Origin of the sequence: Streptomyces sp. NPDC088387, assembly GCF_044753385.1 — a bacterium.
Taxonomy (GTDB): Bacteria; Actinomycetota; Actinomycetes; order Streptomycetales; family Streptomycetaceae; genus Streptomyces.
In genome coordinates this window covers 486252-508776 of sequence record NZ_JBIVNC010000002.1, presented here as the reverse complement: position 1 = coordinate 508776, position 22525 = coordinate 486252, and the positions used below count along the sequence as shown (strand labels likewise).

Annotated in this window: 18 protein-coding genes and 1 tRNA gene; 17 read left to right on the top strand and 2 right to left on the bottom strand. The window is 73.7% G+C overall.

Annotation, left to right across the window (positions count from 1 at the left end; genetic code table 11):
• The first annotated feature begins 26 nt into the window (after positions 1-26).
• From ACIQAC_RS06810 to ACIQAC_RS06780, 7 genes are all read left to right on the top strand, one after another.
• The gene (locus ACIQAC_RS06810) at positions 27-1229 is read left to right on the top strand and encodes a glycine C-acetyltransferase (protein ID WP_402187723.1); all 1203 of its coding nucleotides are present in this window, start codon (positions 27-29) and stop codon (positions 1227-1229) included.
• Between the two features lie 191 nt (positions 1230-1420).
• Entirely contained in the window at positions 1421-2323 is a 903-nt protein-coding gene (locus ACIQAC_RS06805; RefSeq protein WP_402187721.1) for a LysR family transcriptional regulator, read from the top strand.
• Between the two features lie 46 nt (positions 2324-2369).
• Entirely contained in the window at positions 2370-2942 is a 573-nt protein-coding gene (locus ACIQAC_RS06800) for a helix-turn-helix domain-containing protein (RefSeq protein ID WP_402187720.1), read from the top strand.
• Entirely contained in the window at positions 2939-3496 is a 558-nt protein-coding gene (locus ACIQAC_RS06795; RefSeq protein ID WP_402187718.1) for a GNAT family N-acetyltransferase, read from the top strand. Before ACIQAC_RS06800 ends, ACIQAC_RS06795 begins: the two co-directional genes overlap by 4 nt.
• A 30-nt stretch (positions 3497-3526) precedes the next feature.
• Positions 3527-3886: an MmcQ/YjbR family DNA-binding protein gene (locus ACIQAC_RS06790; protein ID WP_402187716.1), complete on the top strand. Its 360-nt coding sequence runs from the start codon at positions 3527-3529 to the stop codon at positions 3884-3886.
• Between the two features lie 245 nt (positions 3887-4131).
• The gene (locus ACIQAC_RS06785) at positions 4132-5457 is read left to right on the top strand and encodes an MFS transporter (protein ID WP_402187714.1); all 1326 of its coding nucleotides are present in this window, start codon (positions 4132-4134) and stop codon (positions 5455-5457) included.
• A gap of 160 nt (positions 5458-5617) precedes the next feature.
• Positions 5618-5691 (top strand) — tRNA-Pro (locus ACIQAC_RS06780).
• An 88-nt stretch (positions 5692-5779) separates the two neighbouring features.
• Here the strand turns inward: ACIQAC_RS06780 and ACIQAC_RS06775 are convergent.
• A complete protein-coding gene (locus ACIQAC_RS06775) occupies positions 5780-8788 on the bottom strand; it encodes an AAA family ATPase (RefSeq protein ID WP_402187713.1) in 3009 nt (1002 codons plus the stop codon).
• 200 nt (positions 8789-8988) lie between these two features.
• On the opposite strand from ACIQAC_RS06775, the gene ACIQAC_RS06770 reads away from it, so the two are divergent.
• The 10 genes from ACIQAC_RS06770 to ACIQAC_RS06725 all read left to right on the top strand — a co-directional run bounded on the left by ACIQAC_RS06770 (position 8989) and on the right by ACIQAC_RS06725 (position 21862).
• On the top strand, positions 8989-9450 hold the full coding sequence (locus tag ACIQAC_RS06770; protein ID WP_402187712.1) for an Lrp/AsnC family transcriptional regulator: 462 nt from the start codon (positions 8989-8991) through the stop codon (positions 9448-9450).
• A 139-nt stretch (positions 9451-9589) separates the two neighbouring features.
• Positions 9590-12424 carry a LuxR C-terminal-related transcriptional regulator gene (locus ACIQAC_RS06765; protein WP_402187710.1) on the top strand — a complete coding sequence of 945 codons (2835 nt, stop codon included), beginning with the start codon at positions 9590-9592 and terminating at the stop codon, positions 12422-12424.
• A 437-nt stretch (positions 12425-12861) separates the two neighbouring features.
• Positions 12862-15537 carry a class IV lanthionine synthetase LanL gene (lanL, locus tag ACIQAC_RS06760; RefSeq protein ID WP_402187708.1) on the top strand — a complete coding sequence of 892 codons (2676 nt, stop codon included), beginning with the start codon at positions 12862-12864 and terminating at the stop codon, positions 15535-15537.
• Positions 15534-17531 carry an alpha/beta hydrolase family protein gene (locus ACIQAC_RS06755; RefSeq protein WP_402187706.1) on the top strand — a complete coding sequence of 666 codons (1998 nt, stop codon included), beginning with the start codon at positions 15534-15536 and terminating at the stop codon, positions 17529-17531. The genes lanL and ACIQAC_RS06755 overlap by 4 nt, the downstream gene beginning before the upstream one ends.
• 33 nt (positions 17532-17564) lie before the next feature.
• Entirely contained in the window at positions 17565-17720 is a 156-nt protein-coding gene (locus ACIQAC_RS06750; RefSeq protein ID WP_402187705.1) for a hypothetical protein, read from the top strand.
• 79 nt (positions 17721-17799) lie between these two features.
• Positions 17800-17967: a hypothetical protein gene (locus ACIQAC_RS06745; protein WP_402187703.1), complete on the top strand. Its 168-nt coding sequence runs from the start codon at positions 17800-17802 to the stop codon at positions 17965-17967.
• A gap of 80 nt (positions 17968-18047) precedes the next feature.
• Positions 18048-18182: a hypothetical protein gene (locus tag ACIQAC_RS06740; protein ID WP_402187702.1), complete on the top strand. Its 135-nt coding sequence runs from the start codon at positions 18048-18050 to the stop codon at positions 18180-18182.
• A gap of 32 nt (positions 18183-18214) precedes the next feature.
• Positions 18215-18340: a hypothetical protein gene (locus tag ACIQAC_RS06735; protein WP_402187701.1), complete on the top strand. Its 126-nt coding sequence runs from the start codon at positions 18215-18217 to the stop codon at positions 18338-18340.
• A 53-nt stretch (positions 18341-18393) separates the two neighbouring features.
• Positions 18394-20115, top strand: coding sequence for an ABC transporter ATP-binding protein (locus ACIQAC_RS06730; RefSeq protein WP_402187699.1), 1722 nt, complete (start codon positions 18394-18396; stop codon positions 20113-20115).
• On the top strand, positions 20108-21862 hold the full coding sequence (locus tag ACIQAC_RS06725; RefSeq protein WP_402187697.1) for an ABC transporter ATP-binding protein: 1755 nt from the start codon (positions 20108-20110) through the stop codon (positions 21860-21862). Before ACIQAC_RS06730 ends, ACIQAC_RS06725 begins: the two co-directional genes overlap by 8 nt.
• Here ACIQAC_RS06725 and ACIQAC_RS06720 read toward each other — a convergent pair.
• On the bottom strand, positions 21846-22400 hold the full coding sequence (locus ACIQAC_RS06720; RefSeq protein ID WP_402187696.1) for an NADPH-dependent FMN reductase: 555 nt from the start codon (positions 22398-22400) through the stop codon (positions 21846-21848). The two genes, ACIQAC_RS06725 and ACIQAC_RS06720, sit on opposite strands and share 17 nt — an antisense overlap.
• Positions 22401-22525 lie beyond the last annotated feature (125 nt).

Below are 22525 nucleotides of genomic sequence, written 5' to 3'. Positions count from 1 at the left end.
CATCCGGATCTTTTAGGAGCCCTTCGATGTTCGACTCCGTGCGCGACGACGTGCGCGCCACCCTCGACGAGATCCGCGCCGCCGGCCTGCACAAGCCCGAGCGCGTCATCGGCACCCCGCAGTCCGCGACCGTCAACGTGACCGCGGGCGGGCGCCGCGGCGAGGTCCTCAACTTCTGCGCCAACAACTACCTCGGCCTCGCCGACCACCCCGAGGTGATCGCCGCCGCCCACGAGGCGCTGGACCGCTGGGGCTACGGCATGGCCTCCGTGCGCTTCATCTGCGGCACGCAGGAGGTGCACAAGGAGCTGGAGGCGCGCCTCTCGGCGTTCCTCGGCCAGGAGGACACGATCCTCTACTCCTCCTGCTTCGACGCCAACGGCGGTGTCTTCGAGACGCTGCTCGGCCCCGAGGACGCGGTGATCTCCGACGCCCTCAACCACGCCTCGATCATCGACGGCATCCGGCTCTCCAAGGCCCGCCGTTTCCGCTACGCCAACCGTGATCTCGCCGATCTGGAACGGCAGTTGAAGGACGCGTCCGACGCGCGGCGCCGGCTGATCGTCACCGACGGCGTCTTCTCCATGGACGGCTACCTGGCCCCCCTCGCCGAGATCTGCGACCTCGCCGACCGCTACGACGCCATGGTCATGGTCGACGACTCGCACGCCGTCGGCTTCGTCGGTCCCGGCGGCCGGGGCACCCCCGAGCTGCACGGCGTCATGGACCGCGTCGACATCATCACCGGCACGCTGGGCAAGGCCCTCGGTGGGGCCTCCGGCGGTTATGTCGCCGCCCGCGCGGAGATCGTCGCGCTGCTGCGGCAGCGGTCCCGGCCGTATCTCTTCTCCAACACGCTCGCGCCGGTGATCGCCGCGGCGTCGCTGAAGGTGCTCGATCTGCTGGAGTCGGCGGACGATCTGCGGACGCGGCTTGCCGAGAACACGGCGTTGTTCCGGCGGCGGATGGGGGAGGAGGGGTTCGACATCCTTCCCGGCGAGCACGCCATCGCTCCGGTGATGATCGGGGACGCGTCCCGGGCTGGGCGGATGGCGGAGCTGCTGCTGGAGCGGGGGGTGTATGTGATCGGGTTCTCGTATCCCGTGGTGCCGCAGGGGCAGGCGCGGATTCGGGTGCAGTTGTCTGCGGCGCATTCTTTGGGGGATGTCGAGCGGGCCGTCGCGGCGTTTGTCGCTGCGCGGGCTGAGTTGGATGGGGGGCGGGGGTAGGGGGCAGGGGGTAGCGGCGCGGGGGGTGGGGGTGGTGCGGGGCTGAGGGCGGGTGCGGGTGGGTTGTGGCTTGTCGCGCAGTTCCCCGCGCCCCTGGGGGGTGGGGGTTGCGGTTCGTGGTTGGGTGTGGCTGGTCGGGCGGTTGCTCGCGCTCCTGAGGGGGGTGTGGCGTGGCCTGCGACAATGGGGGCATGATTGAGGCTCGGCGGCTGCATATCCTTCGGGCGGTGGCGGATCATCGCACGGTGACCGCGGCCGCCGCCGCGCTGTATCTGACGCCGTCCGCCGTGTCGCAGCAGCTTGCCGCTCTGGAGCAGGAGACCGGGCACCGGCTGGTCGAGCGCGGCGCCAAGGGCGTACGGCTCACGCCGGCCGGTGAGATCCTGCTCGGTCACACCAACGCCGTCCTGGCCCAGCTGGAGCGGGCCGAGGCCGAGCTGGCGGCCTACAGCTCGGGCGCCGCCGGCACGGTGACCGTCGCCTCCTTCGCGACCGGCATCGCACTCGTCGTCGCCCCCGCCGTGGCCCGGCTCGCCGGGACCGCGCCCGGCATCCGGATCCGCGTCCAGGACGCCGAGGGCGACGCCAGTCTGCCGATGGTGCTGGACCGGCAGATCGACGTGGCTGTTGCCGTCGAGTACCGGGGGGCGCCGCCCGCCGACGATCCCCGGCTCGCCCATGTGCCGCTGTACGCCGAGCCGTTCGACGCGGTGGTCCCGGTCAGCCACCGCCTCGCCGACGCGGACGTCGTGCCGCTGGCCGAGCTGGCCAAGGACCCGTGGATCGGCCCCTACCCCGGCAACCCCTGCCACGACGTCGTGGTGCTGGCCTGCGAGAACGCCGGATTCCAGCCCCGCCTGGAGCACTCCTCGGACGACTTCCGTGCCGTCGTGGCGCTCGCGTCGGCCGACGTCGGCGTCGCGCTCGTACCGCGCTCGGCGCTGCGCGGTATGGACCTCACCGGTGTTGTGGTCCGCCCGGTCGACGGTGTCGCCCCGACCCGCCGGGTCTTCGCCGCCGTACGCCGGGGAGCCGAGGACCATCCGCTGATCCGGCCGGTGCTTGTGGCGCTCGGCGAGGTCGCGCCGGTGTGAGTTCTCCGTAACCTGCCTGTCTCATATCCGGGATAGTTTCTCGAATATGAGACACGATGACTCCGATCCCGTGGACGCCCGGCTGGCCGCCCGGCTTGCCGAGCTGCGGGCCGAACGTGGTTGGTCGCTGGGCGAGTTGGCCGCGCACAGCGGGGTGAGCCGCTCGACCCTCTCCCGCGCCGAACGCGCGGAGATCAGCCCCACCGCCGCCACCCTCAACCGGCTGTGCCATGTCTACGGCCGCACCATGTCCCGCCTGCTCAGTGAGGTGGAGGCCGAGCCCGCCCCGCTGCTGCGGGCCGGCGAGCAGCCGGTGTGGGAGGACCCGGGCTCCGGGTTCGTCCGGCGCTCCGTGTCGCCGCCGCACCCCGGGCTGCGCGGCGAACTGGTCGAGGGCCGGCTCACCGCGGGCGCCGACCTCGCCTACGACCGGCCGCCCGTGCCCGGCCTTGAGCAGCACATCTGGGTCCTGGACGGCACGTTGGAGGTGACCGCGCAGGACGTCGAGCACCTGCTGGCGGCGGGGGACTGTCTGCGGCTGCGGGTGTGGGGGCCAACGCGGTTCCGCTGCCCGGGTCCTGAGGGTGTGCGGTACGTACTGGCGGTGGTGCTGCCATGACCGTGGTCCGACTGGACGCGGGCCGACTCGCCGCCCTGGCGGGGGAGTTGGCGGAACTGCTGGTCGACTCCGTGGATGCCGGAGCGTCGCTCGGCTTTCTCGCTCCGCTCGATCCGGCGCAGGCGCTCGCCTGGTGGCAGGAGCGTGCCGGGCAGGTGGCCGAGGGGCGGCTGGTGGTGTGGGCGGTCCTGGACGCGGGCCGTGTGGTCGGCACCGTGAGCCTCGCCCACTCCGACAAGCCCAACAGTCGGCACCGCGCCGAGGTGGTCAAGCTGATGGTGCACCGCGAGACGCGCGGCAGCGGCGTCGGCCGCCGGCTGCTGGCCACCGCCGAGGAGGCCGCCGCCGCGTCCGGCCTCAGCCTCCTGCACCTCGACACCGAGACCGACAGCCCCGCCGAGCGGTTCTACGACTCCGCGGGCTGGACCCGGCTCGGCGCGATACCGGACTACGCGGCGGACCCGGGCGGGGTGCTGCGGCCGACGTCGATCTACTTCAAGCGGCTGGCGTCGCCGTGCCCCGCCGTGGGCGAACCCGCCCCTCCCACCAGGTGATTGTCAGTGCGACCGGCTACCGTGCGTCTTATGCCGGATGCCGAAGACGTACGCCGTATCGCCCTGTCGTTGCCGGACACGACGGAGAAGATCGCCTGGAGTATGCCCACGTTCCGGGTCGCGGGGAAGATGTTCGCCACGCTGCCCGAGGAAGAGACCTCCATCGCCGTGCGCTGCCCGAAGGAGGAGCGCGACGAGCTGGTGCTGGCCGAACCGCGGAAGTTCTGGATCGCGGACCACGAGGCCATGTTCGCCTGGGTGCGGGCTCGTCTCTCCGCGCTGGAGGACGAGGACGAGTTGCGGGACATCCTCGCCGACTCCTGGCGCCAGGCCGCCCCGACCGGACTCCTCGAGGAGCACCCCGAGTTGGGCCTGCCCGGCGGAAGGTGATGGGCGGAGGGTGATGGGCGAAAGGTGACGGGCGGCTGGGTCTGGGGCCGGCGGGGCGCGGAGTCCGGGGTCGGCGGGGCGCGCGGTCCGGAGTCGCCGGGCCGCGGGGGCCGGAGCGGCCGAGGCCGTTGTCGGTGGCCCGTGGCATGATCCGAGGCAGGGGTGGGGGCCGTGGTCCGGGGGGCCGCGGTTGTCCATGAGACGGGGTTGTGACGGGTCGGTCGGTCGTGAGGGGAGTGCGCGGGATGCCGGGGACGTCGTCGCCGTCGGCGGGGAAGGGATCGTGGGACGGGGAGCCCGGACCCCGGGTCTGGTCGCGGGACTTCGGGCTGTTCTTCGTCGCCCGCGCCGCCGCCCGGCTCGGTGACACCATCCTCCCGGTGGCGCTCGCCGCCGGTCTGCTCCAGCACGGGTACGGCGTGGGCGCGGTGGGCCTCGCGATGGCGTCGACGGCCGCCTCCTTCGCGGGACTCGTCGTCTTCGGCGGGGTGATCGCCGACCGCTTCGGCACCCGCGGGCTGATGATCGGCGCCGACTTGGTCCGCCTGGTCACCCAGTCCCTCACCGCCGTGCTGTTCTTCACCGGCCACGTGGTGCTGTGGGAGATCTGTCTGATCGGCGTCGTCAACGGCGTCGCGGGCGCGGTCTTCCAGCCCGGCGTCGCCAGCACGGTGCCCCGGCTCGCCACCGACGTCCAGGGCGCCAACGGCGCGATCCGCATCGCCGAGTCCGCCGCCCAGCTGGCCGGTCCCGCCACCGCGGGCGTCCTGGTCGGACTGACCGCGCCCGGCGGGGTGTTCGTCGCCCACGCGGCCACGTACGCGATCAGCGCGGTGTGTCTGCTGCTGCTCCGGCTGCCGGCCGCGCCCCACGACAGCCGTGCGCACGGCCCTTCGGCGAGCACCTTCCGGGCCGATCTCGTCGAGGGCTGGCGGGAGTTCACATCCCGCGTTTGGCTGTGGAGCGTCATCCTCGTCTGGTGCCTCTACATGATCGCCGTGTGGGGCCCGATCACCCCACTGGTGGCGACCGAGGTCGTGGGGGAGCACGGCGCCGGCGCCTACGGCCTGATCAACTCCGCGCTCGGCGCCGGGACGGTCGTGGGCGGGCTGATCGCCCTGCGGCTGCGCCCCCGCCGGATGCTCCGGGCCGGCGCGATCAGCCTCGTCGGCTTCGCCGGGTTCCCGGCGACGGTCGGTCTTGGTCTGGGCGTCCCGGCCATGGCGGCCGGCGCCGGGGTGGCCGGTGCCGGAATGGCGTTCTGGAGCGTGATGTGGACGACCAGCGTCCAGACACAGGTCAAGCCCGACGTCCTCAACCGCATCCACGCCTACGACGTGGCCGGATCCCTCGCGATGCTGCCCGTCGGCCAGGCGCTCGCGGGCCCGGCCGCCGCCGCGCTCGGCGCCGACGGTGTCCTGCTGGTCGCCGCCGTGACCAGCTTCTTCGTGGTGTTCGCGCTGCTCGCGATACCGGCGGTGCGCGATCTCGTGCGGGTGGACGCGGCGCCGGTGGGCAGAGGCGGCGGCGGGCCGGTCGTACGGCAGGAGTCGGACCGGCAGAAGAGCTGAGCCGGCAGAAGAGAAGAGCTGAGCGGTCGGACGGGCCGAGCCGGTGGATGGGCGGTGTCGATCGCGCGGGGGCCGGTTAAACGGGTGCGCGACCACCCGGTCGAGTGCGGTATTGTTTCTGTGCGTGTTCGGCCCGGGGAAACCCCAGGTCAGACGGCATCGGGACGTGGCGCAGCTTGGTAGCGCACTTGACTGGGGGTCAAGGGGTCGCAGGTTCAAATCCTGTCGTCCCGACTGGAGACAGTCGTAGATGAGGGCCGGTTTCGGAGGTGTCCGGGACCGGCCCTCAGTCGTGCTCGGGGCCTGGTCGGCGGTCCGGGACTCAGACCACCGGGGTGGGTTCGCCCTTTGGGAGGGCGGCGACCAGCGCGGTCCGGGTGCGGACGCCCGCCTTGCGGAAGATACGGGTGAGGTGGGCCTCCACCGTCTTCGGGGAGACGACGAGGGTGCGGGCTATGTCGTTGTTGGACATGCCGAGGGCCACCATGCGGGTGATCTCCCGTTCCCGGTCCGACAGGTCCGACAGCGCGGTGGTCGTCTCGCGGGGAGCGCGGGGGCGGCGGGCTCCCAGGCGGCGCTGGATGTCCACCGCCTCACGACGGAGCCGGCGGGCTCCCAGCGTCTCCGCGAGCGTCTTCGCGCGGTTGGCGTGTTCGAGCGCCTGCTCCAGGGTGCCTCCCGGATCACGGTCGGTGGCCCGCGCGTCACCCGACGCGAGTGCCGCGGCGAGCGACAGGGTCGCCCGGCACTCCATCGGGATCAGCCCGCCGGCCCGGAAGCCGGAGACCGCTTCCCGCAGCGGACCCACGGGATCGGGCGCGGCGCAGGACCGGGCGAGCGCCGCGTAGCCGCGCTGGCCGGGCAGGCCCAGCAGGTCCGCGTCGAACGACGCCCGCCGGGCCCACCGCGCCGACTGGTCGGTGTCTCCGAGTGCCGCCGCCGCCCGCGCCGCCATGAAGTACCAGATCGGGGTGATGGACCGGGCCGTGCCGGGATGCCTCTCGTGTTCCACGGCGGACCGGAGCAGATCGAGGCTCTCCTCGTGTCTCCCCTGGTCGAACCGGACGTCGGCGAGTACTCCGGCGGTGACCGCCCAGAGCCTGCCGCCCGCACCGAGTTCCTGCACCGCCCGCTCCGCGACCGGGGCGGCGGCGTCCGGGCCGTCCAGCAGCGAGGTGGCCCACGCGCGAAGGGCCAGGGAGAAGCCGAGCAGAGCCGGCCGCTCCATGCTGCGGGCCTCCTCCTCGGCGCCGTCGGCCGATCCCAGCGCATCCGTCAGCCGCCCGACGTTGACGCTGGCGTAGGCGTGGGCGAGACGCAGGTAGGGCAGGACGAAGAGCTGTCCGCCGCTCTGCGCGAGCCGGATGCCGCGGGCCGTGTGCCGCAGGGCGTCGTGATGCCGTTCGGCCAGGGTCTCGGCCCAGCCGAGCTGGGCGACGGTGTCGAGCTGTGCGGTGACCTCGGAGTCCTTCATCGCGGCCAGGAGCGCGTCGGCCTCCCGCGCCCCGTCCAGCAGGGCGGGAACGTCGCCCGCGAAGGCGCCGCAGTGGGTACGTCCGACGGCGGCCGCCAGGCGCAGGGACCGGTTCCGCGTACCGGTGGTCTGCCGGCGTACCTCCTCCGCCAGTGCCCGTGAGCGGGGGAACGCCTGGCGCAGGGTGCTGACCGTGGCCAGCTCCAGCCGGAGTGTGCCGCCCCACTCGGCGCGGTCGGTGGCGGAGTCGCCGGTCCCGGCCTCGGCCAGCCGCCGGAGTTCCGCCGTCAGCAGGGAGTCGGCCCGGTCGTAGTCGCCCAGGTGGCGTTCGACCCTGGCGCGGAACGCCACGAGGTCGGCGTCGGCCTGCGTGGGGCGACCGCCGGAGGGCCGGGGAACACCGCGCAGCAGCTCCCGGCACTCCCGCAGCCTTCCGAGGGCCCCGAGCGCACGGGCCAGGGACGTCGTCACCCGGGTCCGGAGCCCGTCCCCGTCACCGCGGATCAGACCCAGCGCGGCGCCCAGCCAGGCCGCCGCGGCGGCCGGGTCCACGTCACTCACGTGGTCCGCCGCCTCCGCCAGCAGCAGGACCGCCTCCGTGTCGCCCGGTTCGGCGGACCGGGCGACGTGCGGGGCGCGCCGCGCCGGGTCGGCGCCCGCCGCCCGCAGGACGCGGCCCGCGCGCGCGTGGGCGGCCACACGCCAACCGCGGGGTGTGTCCTGGTAGACGACGGCACGCACCACGGGATGGCGCAGCCGGCACAGCCGCCCCTGGATGTGGTCGGCGCGCACGAGGTCCAGGTCGACCAGCCGGTCCAGCGCCCGCTGGGTGTGCGCCGGATCCCGGTCGGCGACCTCGGGCAGGTGTGCGGGGTCGAACGTGTCGCCCAGGACGGCGGCTGCCCGGAGCACGTCCCGCTCGGCCGGGTCCAGCAGGACGAACTCGCGGGCCAGCGCCGCGCCCGCGGTGGCGAGTGTGGTGTCGGACAGGGTCCACGGACGGACCGTGCCGGGTGTGGGGAACGGTCCCGGTGACGAGGACAGGGCCCGGAGGTAGAACGGATTGCCCTCGGCGGCCTCGTACAGGTACCGCCGGCGTTCGGTGGTGGTCCGGGGGTCGAGCAGTGCGCCGGCCGTGCCGCGGGGCAGCGGCCCCAGCCGGAAGCGTTCCGTTCGGAACACGTCGTCCGGGTCGGCGAGATGCGCCGTCAGCGAGGTCGGGCTCTGCCGGGGCCGCACGGAGCACACGAGGATCAGCGGAACCCCCGGCCGGGGATGGCGCAGGAGATCCCCCAGGAGGGCGACCGACTCGGGGTCGGCCCACTGGAGGTCGTCGAGACAGAGCGTCAGACCCTGGCGGTCGTGTGCCACCGCCCACAGGAGGGCCGCGATACATCGGCGCAGCCGGTCCGTTTCCACGTCCGCGGGGCCGGCTCCGGGCCCCGGTCCGTCCGGGGTCGTGCGCGGCCGTACCTCGGGTGCCGGTCCGGCGAAGTGGCGCAGGAGGAAGGCCCGGTCCTCCTCCTGGAGCGCGGCGCGGGCCCCCGCCAGGTGCAGGGCCTGTACGACCGGTGCGCGGAAGGCGGCGAACGGGCGTCCGTGGTCCGCCGCCGACGCCCGTCCCCGCAGGACGGTCAGCCCCGACTGCCCGGCCAGCGCGGCCCACTCGTCCAGGAGCCGGGTCTTGCCCATGCCGGGATCTCCGGTGATCTCCAGCAGCCAGGGTCTCTGGTGCGGTCGCGCGGTGGCGATACGCCGCAGGCGTCCCGTCTCCCGTTCACGACCGCTGGGAGCACCCTCCTCACTAACGGCAGGAGCCTCCTCGGAGGTGAGGACGTGGTGCGTGGGCGTGTTCAACGGCTTCTCCCTTGCGACGGTGCCGACTGCGAGGGCAAGCGTCATCGAACCTTTTTGCGAATACGTCGGTGGAACTACGTAAGCCCCCTACGTACCCGGCGCGCAGCCCACGTCCGCACGCGCGTCCGAGGGGGAGGCCGGCCCGTGGCGGTGGGTTGCTACGGTCGCGTCCGACACATCTCGGACAGGAAGAGGTTCACGTGGCGGCCCGTATCGAACTGGACGCGGTCGACAAGACCCTGGTCCGCCGCCTCCAGCAGGACGGCCGCGCCTCGTACACGGACCTGGGCCGGGAGGTGGGGCTGTCCGCTCCGGCCGTGCGGGCCCGGGTGCAGCGGCTGACGGACCGCGGCCTGCTGGAGTTCGCCGCGGTCACCAACCCGATGAAACTGGGGCTGCCCGTCATGGCCCTGCTCGGCATCAGGATCGACGGCCGGCTCGCGGACGTCGTCGACGAGTTGGAACGTATCGACAGCGTCGTCTACCTGGTGTCCACGGCGGGCTCCTGCGATCTGTTCGCGGAGGTCGTCTGCCAGAGCATGGAGGAGCTGTCCACGATCATCGACGCCAGGATTCGCGCGGTCCCCGGCGTGCGTTCGGTGGAGTCCTTCCCGTACTTCGGCATCCATGTGCACAGGTTCACCTGGGACATACCCGACTGAACCACCTCACCTCGGGCGGGAGGCGTTCGGGTTTGCCGCCTCGGGCGGCCATGTGCTTCAGAATCTGAAGCGGAGAGGGCCGTTGGGCGTCTGTATGGTTGCCGGGTCAACGCTGCGCGAAGTAGGGGGAACAGCGCTCATGGCCGCGGTGCCTGAACCGGCTGCCGAAGGGCGCCTCGTCGGGCGGAGGGCCGAACTCGCCTCGCTCGCGGGGGCCGTGGAGGAGATGGAGCACGGCCGGGGCTCGATCGTGGAGATCCGCGGCGAACCGGGTATCGGGAAATCCCGTCTCGCGCACGCGCTCCTCGCGCTCGCCGAGCGACGGGGCATCCCCGCGGTCCGCGCCCACGCCGTCCGCGGGAACACCACACCCTGGCAGCTGATCGGCGACGCCTGGGCGGCCCGGCACGGGGCCGGTGCGCGGGCGTGGCGGTTCGACGCGTCCGGCGAGCCGCCCGCCGCATGGATGGCCGGTCACGTGGTGGTCCTGGACGACCTGCACCACTGCGATCCGGCCTCCGCGACGCTCCTCGCCCAGCTGGTGCGGTCCGCCGTGCCGCGTCCTCTGCTGCTCGCCCTCGTCCACCGTCCCCGGCAGACGTCGCGCGAACTGCGGGGAGCCATCGAGGAAGGAGTGCGGGCCGGGAACGTACAGCGGCTCGAACCCGGTCCGCTCGGCCCCGATGCCGTGGCCGCGCTGGTGGCCGACCAACGCGCCGCCGCGGGCCCGAGTCCGTGCACGGAGGCCGAACTCCGGGTGCTGGCCGACCGGTTGTGGGCCGAGGCCGGGGGCAACCCCCAGTACGTACGCCTGCTCGCCGCGGCCGACGGGCACCCCGGGAACGGGACGGTCCCGCCGGGCACGGACACCGCGGGACTGCCGCGTGCGGCGATGCCGCTGATCGCCGAGCTGGACGCGCTGTCGGTGCCCGCGGCCCTCACCGCGTCGGCGGCGGCCGTGGCCGGCGGCGCCTTCCGGCCCGAGGACGTCGCCCGTATCTGCGGACTGGACATGGACCGGGCGCTCGACGCACTCGCCGAACTCGAACGGGCCGACCTGGTGCGGGCGGGCGACGGGACGGGCGGCCTCGTCTTCCGCCATCCCGTCGTCGGACAGGTCGCGTACGAACTCGCGGGAGTCTCCTTCCGGTTGCGTGCCCATCGCCGGGCCCTGGAACTCCTTACCGGCAGCGGCCGGGTGAGGGAACGGGCCAGACACGCCGAGCGGCTGCTGGGCACCGACGCGGCACTCGCCACCCGCACCCTGGCCCAGGCGGCCGTCGAGATCACCCCGCAGGAACCGACGACGGCGACCCGCTGGCTCCACCTCGTCCTGGAGGCCCTGCCCGACGGGGGGACCGGCACCGTCGACCGCACGGAGACCGAACTCGCCTACTGCCGCGCGCTGATCGCGTCCGGACGGCTGGACGAGGCCCGTACCCGCGCGCACGAACTGCTGGGCCGCCGCCCGAGCACACTCGACGACCGGCAGCTGCTCCGGGCGCACGCCCTGTGCGCGGAGGCCGAACGCCAGCTGGGCCGCTACGCGGAGGCCACCGCCATCGTCGGCGCCGCCCTCGCCCTGCTGCCCCGGCCCCTGCCCGCCCCCCTTCCGCCCGAAGCGTCGGAACTGATCATCGAGTTCGGGCTGGTGCACGTGTTGCGCGGCTCCCACGAGCAGGCCCGGGACCTCCTCGCGGAGGCCGTACGGACACCGGGGGCGACCGGTGACACCGAGGCGGCGGACCGTACCGTGCTACGGGTGCTCAGTGCCCTGTGCGCGACGCACGCCGGTGACCTCACGGAGGCCGGCGCGGAGGTCGACCGCTGTGTCCGGCTCGTGGACGCCCTTCCCGATCCCCTCGCCGGCCGCACCCCGGAGACCCTCGCCCTGCTGGGCAGCGCCGAGCTCTACCTGGAGCGGTTCACGGACGCCGCCCGTCACCTGCACCGGGGGCTGACCGCCGCCGAGTCGGGCCCCCAGCGGCCCATCCAGCTCCACCGGCTGCTGGGGCTGGCCATGGCCGAACAGTGGACCGGCCGCCTGGACGCCTCGCGGCAGCACGCCCTGGAGGCCGAGGCCCTGGCCCGCTCCCTGGGCGCGCGGCCCGCCGTCACCCTCGCGCAGGCGATCCGCGCGACCGCCCATGTCTGGTCCCACGGCCGTGCCTCCGTCGACGAGGCCGTCGCCCTCGTCGAGGAGGCCACCAGCGCCGCGGCCCCACCCGGCCACAGCTGGTGGGCGGCGTCGGCCACCGGCCTGCTCGCCCAGGCCCAGCTGCTCGCCGGTGACGCGGCCGGGTGCCGGCGTACGCTCCTCGACGCCATCGGCGTCCAGCGGCTGCCCCAGGTCAGGCCCTTCTCCCGGCCCTTGCTGCTGTCCCTGCTGGTGACGGCGACCCTGGAGAGCGGCGACCACGCGGAGGCGGACCGACTGCTCCGGATCGCCGAGGCGGAGTCGGAGCGGCTCGGCCTGGCGGTCCAGGAGGCATACGTACGCCGCGCCCGCGCCCAGCTCCACCTGGCCGAGGGCGAGCACGGCGTCGCGGCCAAGCTCTTCGAACTCGCCGCGGAGACCTTCCGATCGGCCACCATGCCCGTCGAGTACGCCTGGACCCTCGCGGCCGGCGCCCGCGCCTTCCATGAGGCGCACCGCCCGGACACCGCCCTGCGCCAACTGCACACCGCCGACTTCGTCGCCCGCACCCACGCGGCACGGCTCGTGCGGGAACGCGTGGCCGACCTGCGGGCCGAACTCTCCGCGGACCAGCGCGGCGCGCAGGCCCTGGACCTGCTCAGCGACCGCGAGCGCGAGATCGCCGGCCTCGCCGCGGCCGGGCTGCGCAACCGGGAGATCGCCGAACGGCTCTTCCTCAGCCCGCGCACGGTGGAGACCCACATCGCCCGCGCCTACCGCAAGCTCGGCGTCTCGTCCCGGGTCGCCCTGTCCGACGCCTTGCGCCGCGACTCGTAGCGCCCCCTTCGGACGGGCCGGCGGGCGCGTGCCCTTCGGGCGGGCCGGCGGGCGCGTGCCCTTCGGGCCGGGCGGCCGGCGCATCACCTTCCGGCCGGGGCGATCGGTTGCGGCGACGAGACCGCGACGCCGGGCCGGTACGGCCTCGCCCGGCCAACCCAACTCAATCCAACCCGGGCCGCCCGGCCGGCCCAACCCGGCTGGCCCCGCCGCGAGTTCGGACTCCGCACGAGGTCCTCACGCCTAGGGGTCTCCCCAATGCTGTGAACGGCGGGTGCGCGAACAATCGATCTTGCTGAGGGGGACGGGCGGCCGGTGACGGATTGCCCCGGCCCTCCCTCGGCATCACTGGCTCGCGCGATCTTGGAGTTCTCGTGGCACTGGGGCACCCTCGGACCGAAGGCACCGGCTTTCCCTTCCAGGCATTGGTGCGTTCCGTGATCGACGACGCGGGCGCCGCCGACTGGAAGACCGAAGAGGGCGGTTTCTGGTGCCGGGTGGGGCCGACGGCACAGCACCACCGGGTGCAGGGCTGGAAACTCCACGTCTCCGCGACGCCGCTCTCCGCGCCGGAGGTGCTGCTGCGGGCGGCGCGGGTGCTCGTACAGCAGCGGTGTCCGTTCAAGTTCGCCGCGCGTGCCGAGTACGTCGAGGAACTGACGGGCATCCGGTTCGACCGCGCGCAGTGCGGGAAGTTCCTCACCGCCTATCCGCGTGACGACGACCAACTGCGGTCCCTCGCCGAAGAACTGGACCGGGCCACGGCCGGACTGCCCGGCCCCCGCATCCTGTCCGACCGCCCCTACCGCCCCGGCAGCCTGGTCCACTACCGCTACGGCGCGTTCCGCGGCGTACCCCACCTCAGCAACGAGGGTGTGCACCAGGCCAGGCTCCAGGCACCCGACGGCCGTGCGGTCGAGGACCTGCGCAACCCGTGGTTCTCCCCGCCGACCTGGGCGGAACTGCCCTTCCCCGGCCCGCCCGGCAGGCCCGGCAAAGCACCGGCCGTACCCCGGCAGGTACTGCTGCGCGACCGCTACGCCGTCCACAACGCGATCCGGCACTCCGCACGCGGCGGTGTCTACCGGGCGCTGGACCAGCACACCGGCGACGAGGTCATCGTCAAGGAGGCCCGCGCCCATGTCGGCAGCTGGTACACCGGACTCGACGCGCGCGACGGGCTGCGCGCGGAGGCCGCGGCACTGACCACCCTCGACGGCCTCGGCCCCGAACTCGTCGAGATCTTCGACCACGAGGACCGTACATTCCTCGTCGAGACCGTGGTGCCCGGAGTCACCCTCGCCCGCTGGATCAGCGAACGGTACGCCGCACTGCCCGACTTCGGCACCGGACTGCCCGTGGACGAAGTCCGCTCCACGGCACGCCGGCTCGCCCACCTCCTCGGCGCGGTCCACGAACGCGGCCTGGTATACCGCGACTTCACACCCAACAACGTGATGGTCACGACGGACGGAACGCTCCGCCTCATCGACCCCGAGTTCGCGGCCCGCCCCGGCACATGGGGAACGCGCGCCTACACCCCGGGCTACGGCGCGCCCGAGTACGTCGACGGCCCCCGGTACGGTCCCGTGCCCGACATCGCCGTCGACCTCTTCGCCCTGGGCGCCACCCTCTTCTTCCTGTGCACCGGCACGGGCCCGGCCTTCGCGGCCGACGAGCCGGCGGACCTCCGTTCCGTCGTCGAGCGGCTCGACGGCGTGCTCGCTCTCGCCACCCCGCACAACGCGGCGGCCCGGACACTGGCCCCGGCCGTGCGCGGTCTGTGCGCGCAGGCGCCGGAGGACCGTTGGCGCACGGCACGGCTGCTCACCCGGCTGGACGAGCACGTGCGGGCTCCGCGCTCGACCCACGTCCCGCTGCCCGGCCCGCGCGACGCCGGTGGCGACCCGGTGCGGCGGCTCGTGGACGACGGCCTGACCCACACGCTCGCCACCCTGGCCGAGGACGGCACCGAACGGCTCTGGCAGAGCACCCCGTTCGGCGACAGCACGGACCCGTGCAACGTGCAGCACGGCGCCGCGGGGGTCCTCGTCACGCTCGCCCAGGCCGACGCGGCACTCGCCCGCCCCGACCTGCGGACCGCCCTGGCCACCACCGCTTCCTGGCTCACCGCCCGCCTCGACCTCACCGCCGCCGCACCGCCCCTGCCCGGCCTCCACTTCGGCCGCGCCGGCACCGCCTGGGCGCTCCACGACGCGGCCCGGCGGCTCGACGACGACGCACTCGCCGAGCGGGCGGAACGGCTCGCGCTGACCCTTCCGCTGCGCTGGCCCAACCCGGACCTCTTCCATGGCGCCGCCGGAGCCGGTCTGGCCCAGCTGAAGCTGTGGCACGCCACCGGCCGGGAGGAGTTCCTGGACCGTGCGGCGGACTGCGCCGACGGCCTCGCCGCGGCGGCCGTACGCGGCGACGACGGGGTGTTCTGGCCCGTCCCCGCGGACTTCGACTCCGCGCTCGCCGGCATCACCCACCTCGGCTACGCCCACGGTGTGGCGGGCGTGGGCACCTTCGTCCTGGAAGCCGCCCTGGCCACCGGCCGTGCCGACCTGTTCGAACTGGCCGTGGAGGCGGGCGACACCCTGGCCCGGGCCGCGGAACGCGACGAACGCGGCGCCCGCTGGCGCACCGACCGCACGGCGGAGAACGGCACCGGGATGCTGTACCACCTGTGCAGCGGCGCCTCCGGAGTCGGCACCTTCCTGCTCCGGTTGTGGCAGGCCACCGGCGACGACACCCTGCGGAAGCTGTCCGAGGAGGCGGCGACCGCCGTGCACCGGGCCCGCTGGTTCACGGGCACCGCCGTCTGCCACGGACTGGCCGGCAACGGCGACTTCCTGCTCGACATGGACCAGGCCCTCGGCGGCCCGTACCACGCCATGGCCGAGGATCTCGCCGCCACCCTCCACACCCGGCACACGCTCCGCAACGGCCTCGCGCTGCTGCCCGACGAGAGCGGCAGCCGGGTCACGGTCGACTACGGCGTGGGCCTGGCCGGCACCGTCTCCTTCCTCCTGCGACTGCGGCACGGCGGCCCCCGCCCGCTCCTCGACGGCGCCCGGCGGCCCGTCGCGCGCGACGAGGTGCCCGTATGAACCACCGGACACTTCAGCGCGGCAGCAGGGCCTTCTCACCGAACGGACTGCGGGCGGTCTGCGTGGCACAGGACGAGATCGGCGCCCGCCACCTGGAGACCTGGGAACTCACCGAGACCGGTCCGCGCGTACGGCTGCGGGTCGGCCTCGGCCGGGACCTGCCGCTGACCCAGAGCGTCGCCCTCGACGACGGCCGCGCGCTGCTCTCCTGGCACGAACCGGGGGGCCGCCAGCGGTTCGAGCTGTTCGACCCGGCCGGCGGGCGCCGGGCGCTCGGCCCCTCCGCGGCACCGCTGCGGCTCCTGCCCGGCCTCGACCTGCCGGGCTGGATCGCCACGGCCGTCGCGTACGGAGCCGACGGACACTCCACGGTCCACCGGATCGGCGGCGACGGGCCCTGGCTCGCACCCGTCGCCCGGCTGCCCGGACGACTGGGCGGCGCGGCCGCCGTCGGAGCCACGCTGGCGGTGACGGCGGTCGTCGACGGGACACCGACCCCACTGCGGATCGACCCGGCCGCGCCCGAGGGCTCCCGAACCGCTCCACTGACCGGCGACCTCGCCGGTGCCGGGGCCCATGTCCTGCTGTCCCGGGCCGGGCGGGTGCTCCTCGCCGCGGACACCGGCGCCGGACTGCGCCTGGCGCTGGTCACGGGCACGGCCGTACGCCTCCTGGACATTCCGGAGACCGAGGGCTCGACGCTCACCCCGCTGGCCCTGGACCCGACGGGAGACCGGCTCGCCCTGGCGGTCAACCGGGGCGCACGGTCCGAACTCGCCGTGTACGAGCTCGAGTCCGGCACGCTGCGGCGGGTGACGGGGGCGTCGGGCGTCGTCGGGCCCGAGGCGGCGTGGACACACCGGGGGTTGTGGTCGACGTACTCGGACCCGGCCCGACCCACGTCCTTCGGATGGGTCCCGGCAGGCGGGAACGCCCTGTACGCCGGACCGGACGGGGGCGCCGCCCTGGACGCCGGCCCGGAGCAGGACGCTCTGCGTGCCGGACCGGACGGGGTCGAGCTGGACGGTGCCGCCTGGCACGCGGGGCCGGATCAGGCCGCCTGGCACCCCGTACCGGACGGGGCCGCCTGGCAGCCCGGATCGGCGGGAACCGCTCGGCACCCCGCAGCGGACCGCACCGCCCGGTGTCCCGCCCCGTACACGACCGCCTGGCACCCCGCCCGCCTGGAGCGGCTGCCCGGTGCGGACGGTCTGCTCGAAGCCGTTGTGCACGGGCCCGACTGGCGGGGTGGTGACGGGCCGGTGGTCGTCGCGCTGCACGGTGGGCCGGACCGGCACTGGACGCTGGGTTTCGACGCCCTGTTCCAGCTGTTCGCCGCCGCCGGCCTGACCGTCATCGCGCCCAACCAACGCGGCGGCACCGGCTACGGACGGGAGCACGCCGACGCCATCCGGGGTGCGTGGGGAGGCCCCGACCTCGCCGACATCCGCTCGCTGCGCGCCTTCGTCGAGGAGACGCGCGGACCGGGCGCACCCCGGCCGGCGGTGTACGGCAGCAGCTACGGCGCCTTCCTGGCGCTGCTCGCGACGGCGGCCGATCCGGACGGATGGTCGGCGTGTGCGGCGGTGGCTCCGTTCACCTCCGTACCCGCGCTGTACGCGGACGCTCCCACGCCGACCCGGAATCTCGTCGACCGGCTGGCGGGGCACGGTGACGTGGCCGACGCCCTCGGACCGCGCGACCTGCTGCGGCTGGCCGAGCGCATCCGGACCCGGGTGCTGCTGCTCCACGGGCGCCTCGACGAGACCATTCCGGTCGCCCATTCACGGGCCCTGGCATACCGGTTGGTCGACACGGGCCACGGCCACGTCACCTACCGGGAACCCGCGGACCGCGGCCACATGGCCTTCAGCCCGCTGGCCGGCTCCCCCCAACTGCAAGAAATCACCGACTTCCTGACTCGCCCGGACGTACCTCCCACGGCGACGGCGAGTCAGGGACACCGGCCGCTTCTCGCGGCCATCGCCCACTGACGACCACAACTCCGCTGGAAAGGGGGTGAATTCATGGACATGGAATTCGAGATCGACGCGCTCCAGCTGCTCGGCGCCGCCGACGCGTCGCTGTACATCGGCGACCTGGGTGACGAGGCCTGCGGCATCACGTGCGACGGCTCCACCTGCAAGGGCACCTGCGGCATCTCCTGCACCGTCACCGGCTGACCGGCTGACCGGCCGACCGGGCAGGAACAGCGACGGAAACGGCAACGGCATCGGCATCGGAGAGGAGGTGACCACGGACATGGACACCACCATCGACCTCGGGCTCGACGCCCTCCAGCTGCTCGGCAGCGAGGAGGCGCAGCTCTACATCGGCGAACGGGACGCGGGCGACTGCGGAACGTTCACCTGCGCGGCGAGCTGCGGCTACAGCTGCGAGATCACGTGCAACGTCAGCAACGTCTTCTGACGCACCGGCCGGGCGCGCACACCGGGCGCGCCCGGCCGAACATCCACCCCGCCCGGCGAAGAAGAAAGGCACACACAGTGATGGACATCGACGCGGACGCGCTCCAGCTCCTCACCGCCGAGGAGACCCGGCTGCACATCGGCGACCGGGACGTGGAGTCCTGCGCGCAGACCTGCTCGCAGACCTGCACCCAGACCTGTCTGATCACCGGCTGACGATCAGCCCAGGACGAAAGGAGATCTGCGCCATGGAGATCGAGACGGACGCGCTCCAGCTCCTGCTCGCCGAGGAGAACCGGCTGTACGTCGGCGACCTGGAACAGGAACCCTGCACCGCCTCCTGCAAGATCACCTGCTGGTTCTCCATCCCCTAGGGGGTGTGCCCGACCGGCTCATCACCACCGAACGACCCGAAGGAGACACGGACATGGCCCGGGACGGAAGCCGCGCACTGCTGCTGAGCACGGCGGTCCGGGTTCGTGGACGGCTGGCCGTCCTGGTGACCCTGATGGTCACCAGGACGCTGCTGGGCCTGGCCACGCCCGCGCTGCTCGCGGCGTCGGTGAAGGCCGCGCTGGACGGTGGTGAGGCCGTGCGCCCGGTGGCCCTGCTAGGTGCCGCCGTGGTGGCGTCCGGACTGCTGGACGCCACCACGGCACCGCTGAGCGCCTCGGTGGTCGGACGGGCGGGCGCCCGGCTCCAGTCCCGCGCGGTGGGGCATCTCCTGACCTTCGGCACCCGTCCGTCGCTGCCGCCCGGCGACGCCACGGCCCGGGTGGTGCAGGCCGCACCCGGCGTGGCGGGGCTCATGGTGACGATCGCGAGTTCCGTGATCTCCCTGGCCGGCTCCGTGGTGGCGCTCGGTCTGCTGTGGTGGATCGACCCGTGGGCGGGGCTGGTGTTCACCCTCGCCGTGCCGCTCGTCGTGGTGGTGTCGCGGCGGTTCGTCGGCGGCGCGACCGCGGCGCAGACGGACTACATGCGCGCCCAGTCCGCCCTCTCCGCACGGCTCCTCTCGGCGCTCGCGGGCGCCAGAAGCATCCGGGCCGCCGGCACGGTACGCGCCGAGACCAACCGGGTCCTCGACCCGCTGCCCGCTCTCGCCGGCGCGGGCATGGCCCTGTGGAACCTCCAGCGCGGCACGGTGTGGCAGCTGAAGCTGCTGATCCCGCTGACCCAGGTCCTGGTCCTGGCGGTGGCCGGACTCGGCGTGGCGTCGGGCCGTACCGGACCGGCGCAACTCCTCGCGATCTCCGGCTATCTGGGCCTGGCCTGCGCTGCCCTCGCCCAGGTCGACGTGCTCCTTGAGGTGGCCCAGGTCCGCGCCGGAGCGGCCGGCCTCGCCGACATCCTCGACCGCCCGGGACCCGTCGACGGCACGCGGCGGGACCTGCCGCCCGGTGCGGGCGAGGTGGTGTTCCGGGAGGTCTCGCTCACCAGGGACGGACTGCCCGTACTGGACCGGCTGTCCCTGGTGCTGCCGGCCGGACGCTCGACCGCCCTGGTGGGCCGGTCCGGCGCGGGCAAGAGCCTGGTCGCCGGCCTGGTCGGGCGGCTCTGCGACCCGGACGGCGGACAGGTACTGCTGGACGGAGTGCCGGTCGACGAACTGCCCCTGACCGAACTCGGCCGCCAGGTCACCTACGCCTTCGACCGCCCCGCCCTCACCGGCACCACCGTCCACGAGGCCATCGCCTACGGCAGGCCCGGAACACAACGCGCCGACGTCGTCGAGGCCGCCCGGACCGCACACGCCGACGCCTTCGTCCGCCGCCTTCCCCAGGGCTACGACACCCCGCTGGACGCGGCACCCATGTCCGGTGGCGAACGCCAGCGCATCGGTCTGGCACGCGCGCTGGTCCGTCCCGCCCGCGTGTACGTCCTCGACGACGCCACCTCCGGCCTCGACACCGTCACCGAGGCCGAGGTGACCGAGGCGCTCACCACCAGGCTGCACGGCCGCACCCGGCTGATCGTGGCCCACCGGGCGGCGACCGCGGCCCGCTGCGACCTGGTCGCCTGGCTGGACGGCGGACGGATCGTGGCGCTCGCCCCGCACGCGCGGCTGTGGCGCGACGAGAACTACCGGGCCGTGTTCGCCGCGGCCGGCACACCCGCACTCGACGGACAGGAGACGGCCGGTGTCTAGCGTGGTGAGCGACGACGGGCTGCGGCTGCTGAGAACGGGCCTGGCCGGCAGCCGCGGCCCGCTGACCCGCCTCGCGGTGTGGTCGCTGGTCGAGGCGTCACCCGCCCTCGCCTCCGGATGGGTGACGGCCGCCGCGATCGACCGGGGCTTCCTCGCGGGCCGCCCCCTCGTGGGCATCGCCTGGCTGGCGCTGCTGGCCGGCCTCTACGGGGCGCGGGCCGGCGCGGAGCGGGCGATGTTCCCGCACTTCGCCGCCGTGGTCGAACCGCTCCGCGACCACCTCGTCCGTGTCCTCGTCGGCGCCACGGTGGAGCAGGCCGCCGGGCGGGGCCGGGCGGACGCGGCGGTGGTGTCCCGGCTGACCCGGCAGGTGGAGCTGGTGCGCAATCTGGTCGCCACGCTGCTGCGCACGGCCCGCCCACTCGCGATCTCCCTGGTCGCCTCGGTGACGGGTCTGCTGCTGCTCGACCCGGTCGCGGCGGCCGTCGTACTGCCGCCCCTGGTCGGCGCCCTGCTGGTGTTCCCGCTGACGCTGCGCCCCATGATGCGCCGCCGCCGCGCGCTCATCCTGGCCGAGGAGCAGGTCGCCGTACGGACCGGTGAGTCCCTGGGCGCCGCCCGCGACATCTTCGCCCTCGCCGCGCGGGAGCACGCCGTCCAGCAGGTCGCGGCGGCGACGGACACCTACGTCCGGGCCGGCGTCGCGGCGGCCCGGTTCGGGGCGATACGGGTGCTGCTCGTCCTCCTCGGCGGCCATCTGCCGCTCCTGGCACTGCTGCTCGCCGGTCCCTGGCTGGTGTCGACGGACCGCATCAGCCCGGGCGAACTGGTCGGCGCGATCACCTATGTGACGGGCTCACTCATCGGCGCGCTCTCCTCGGTCACGGGCTCCGTCGGCGGCTACTGGACCCAGCTGGGCAGCACACTGACCCGCCTGGCGGAGGTCGTGACGACCCCGAAGGAGGCCCTGCCCGACGAGCCGCCGTCCTGCTCACCGGACGGCTTCCACCTGACCGTCGACCGCCTCACGTTCGGCTACGGACCACAGGCCGAACCCGTCCTGCGAGGCCTGTCCCTGGAGGTCCCGGAAGGTGACCACCTGGCGATCGTCGGGGCCAGCGGCATCGGCAAGTCGACGCTGGCGGGCCTTCTCGCGGGCCTCGAAACCCCCGACTCGGGCACGGTCCGGCTCGGCACGGCCGCCCTGACCCGCCTGGACCCGGCTCGCCGGGCCCGCAGCATCGCCCTGATCCCGCAGGAGGCCTACGTCTTCCACGGCACGGTCCGGGAGAACCTCCGGTATCTGGCGGCCGGCGCGACCGACGCCGAACTGACCCGCGCGGCCGGGGAGGTGGGCGCCGGTACGCTGCTCGATCGCCTGGGCGGCCTCGATGCCGAGCTCTCCGACCCGGCGACCCGGCTCTCCGCCGGAGAACGCCAGCTCCTGGTCCTGGCACGGGCCTTCGTGTCCCCGGCCGAGGTCGTGATCCTCGACGAGGCCACCTGCCACCTGGACCCGCCGGCCGAAGCCCGCGCCGAGAGCGCCTTCGCAGCCCGCCCGGGCACCCTGATCGTGATAGCCCACCGTCTCGCGTCGGCCCGGCGGGCCCGGCACACGCTTCTCCTGGACGGCGCCGAGACCCACCTGGGCACCCACGAGGAACTCCTCGCCGCGTCACCCGCGTACGCGGGCCTCACCGGCCACTGGGCGGCACGGACCCAGCCGGTGGTCAGCGCAGGGACCTGAGCGCGCCGCCCCACGCGAGAACCTGGTCGATCACCCGGTTCAGGGCCGCCTCGTGACGGGCCGTCGGGTGGAATTCGTAGAAGTTTTCGAAGTCGGTGTACGAGTTGAGCGCGACCTGCTCGCGGACCGTGGCGACCTGCAATTCCGCCAGGACGGTGCGCAGATGTTCCACCGCCCGGATTCCGCTGTCCGCGCCGTAGGTGACGAACCCCGCCGCCTTGTTGTTCCATTCGGCGTACACGAAGTCGAGGGCGTTCTTCAGGGCCGCGGGGATTGAGTGGTTGTATTCACCGCTCACGATCAGGAAGGCGTCGAAGTCGGCCACGGTGGCGGCCCAGTCCTTGGTGTGCTGATGCGTGTACTGGGCAGCGAGTGGCGGCATTCCCTCGTCGAGGAGGGGAAGGTCCACGTCCAGCAGATCGACGAGTGTGAACTCGGCGTCGTCCCGTCCGGCGGCCACGGTGGCGACCCAGTCGCCGACGATCCGCCCGACCCTGTTCGGGCGGGTGCTGCCGACGATGATCCCTACTTTGAGCATTTCGGGCCCTTCGGACGTTCCGTGTTCTGGACGTAGCTTCGGTCACCTTGCTTGATGGCGTCGCCGCCCGCAAACGCGCGGCGGGATTTCGCGATTCGATTGGCCCGAACCATTCTGGACGGCTC

Excerpts from the sequence above, each read along its gene's own strand:
- ACIQAC_RS06720 (WP_402187696.1), bottom strand. The coding sequence starts at position 22,400 with ATGCTCAAAGTAGGGATCATCGTCGGCAGCACCCGCCCGAACAGGGTC.
- ACIQAC_RS06785 (WP_402187714.1), top strand. The coding sequence starts at position 4,132 with ATGCCGGGGACGTCGTCGCCGTCGGCGGGGAAGGGATCGTGGGACGGG.
- ACIQAC_RS06755 (WP_402187706.1), top strand. The coding sequence starts at position 15,534 with ATGAACCACCGGACACTTCAGCGCGGCAGCAGGGCCTTCTCACCGAAC.
- ACIQAC_RS06745 (WP_402187703.1), top strand. The coding sequence starts at position 17,800 with ATGGACACCACCATCGACCTCGGGCTCGACGCCCTCCAGCTGCTCGGC.
- ACIQAC_RS06730 (WP_402187699.1), top strand. The coding sequence starts at position 18,394 with ATGGCCCGGGACGGAAGCCGCGCACTGCTGCTGAGCACGGCGGTCCGG.
- ACIQAC_RS06790 (WP_402187716.1), top strand. The coding sequence starts at position 3,527 with ATGCCGGATGCCGAAGACGTACGCCGTATCGCCCTGTCGTTGCCGGAC.
- ACIQAC_RS06800 (WP_402187720.1), top strand. The coding sequence starts at position 2,370 with ATGAGACACGATGACTCCGATCCCGTGGACGCCCGGCTGGCCGCCCGG.
- ACIQAC_RS06795 (WP_402187718.1), top strand. The coding sequence starts at position 2,939 with ATGACCGTGGTCCGACTGGACGCGGGCCGACTCGCCGCCCTGGCGGGG.
- ACIQAC_RS06805 (WP_402187721.1), top strand. The coding sequence starts at position 1,421 with ATGATTGAGGCTCGGCGGCTGCATATCCTTCGGGCGGTGGCGGATCAT.
- ACIQAC_RS06750 (WP_402187705.1), top strand. The coding sequence starts at position 17,565 with ATGGACATGGAATTCGAGATCGACGCGCTCCAGCTGCTCGGCGCCGCC.
- ACIQAC_RS06810 (WP_402187723.1), top strand. The coding sequence starts at position 27 with ATGTTCGACTCCGTGCGCGACGACGTGCGCGCCACCCTCGACGAGATC.
- ACIQAC_RS06740 (WP_402187702.1), top strand. The coding sequence starts at position 18,048 with ATGGACATCGACGCGGACGCGCTCCAGCTCCTCACCGCCGAGGAGACC.
- ACIQAC_RS06735 (WP_402187701.1), top strand. The coding sequence starts at position 18,215 with ATGGAGATCGAGACGGACGCGCTCCAGCTCCTGCTCGCCGAGGAGAAC.
- ACIQAC_RS06765 (WP_402187710.1), top strand. The coding sequence starts at position 9,590 with ATGGCCGCGGTGCCTGAACCGGCTGCCGAAGGGCGCCTCGTCGGGCGG.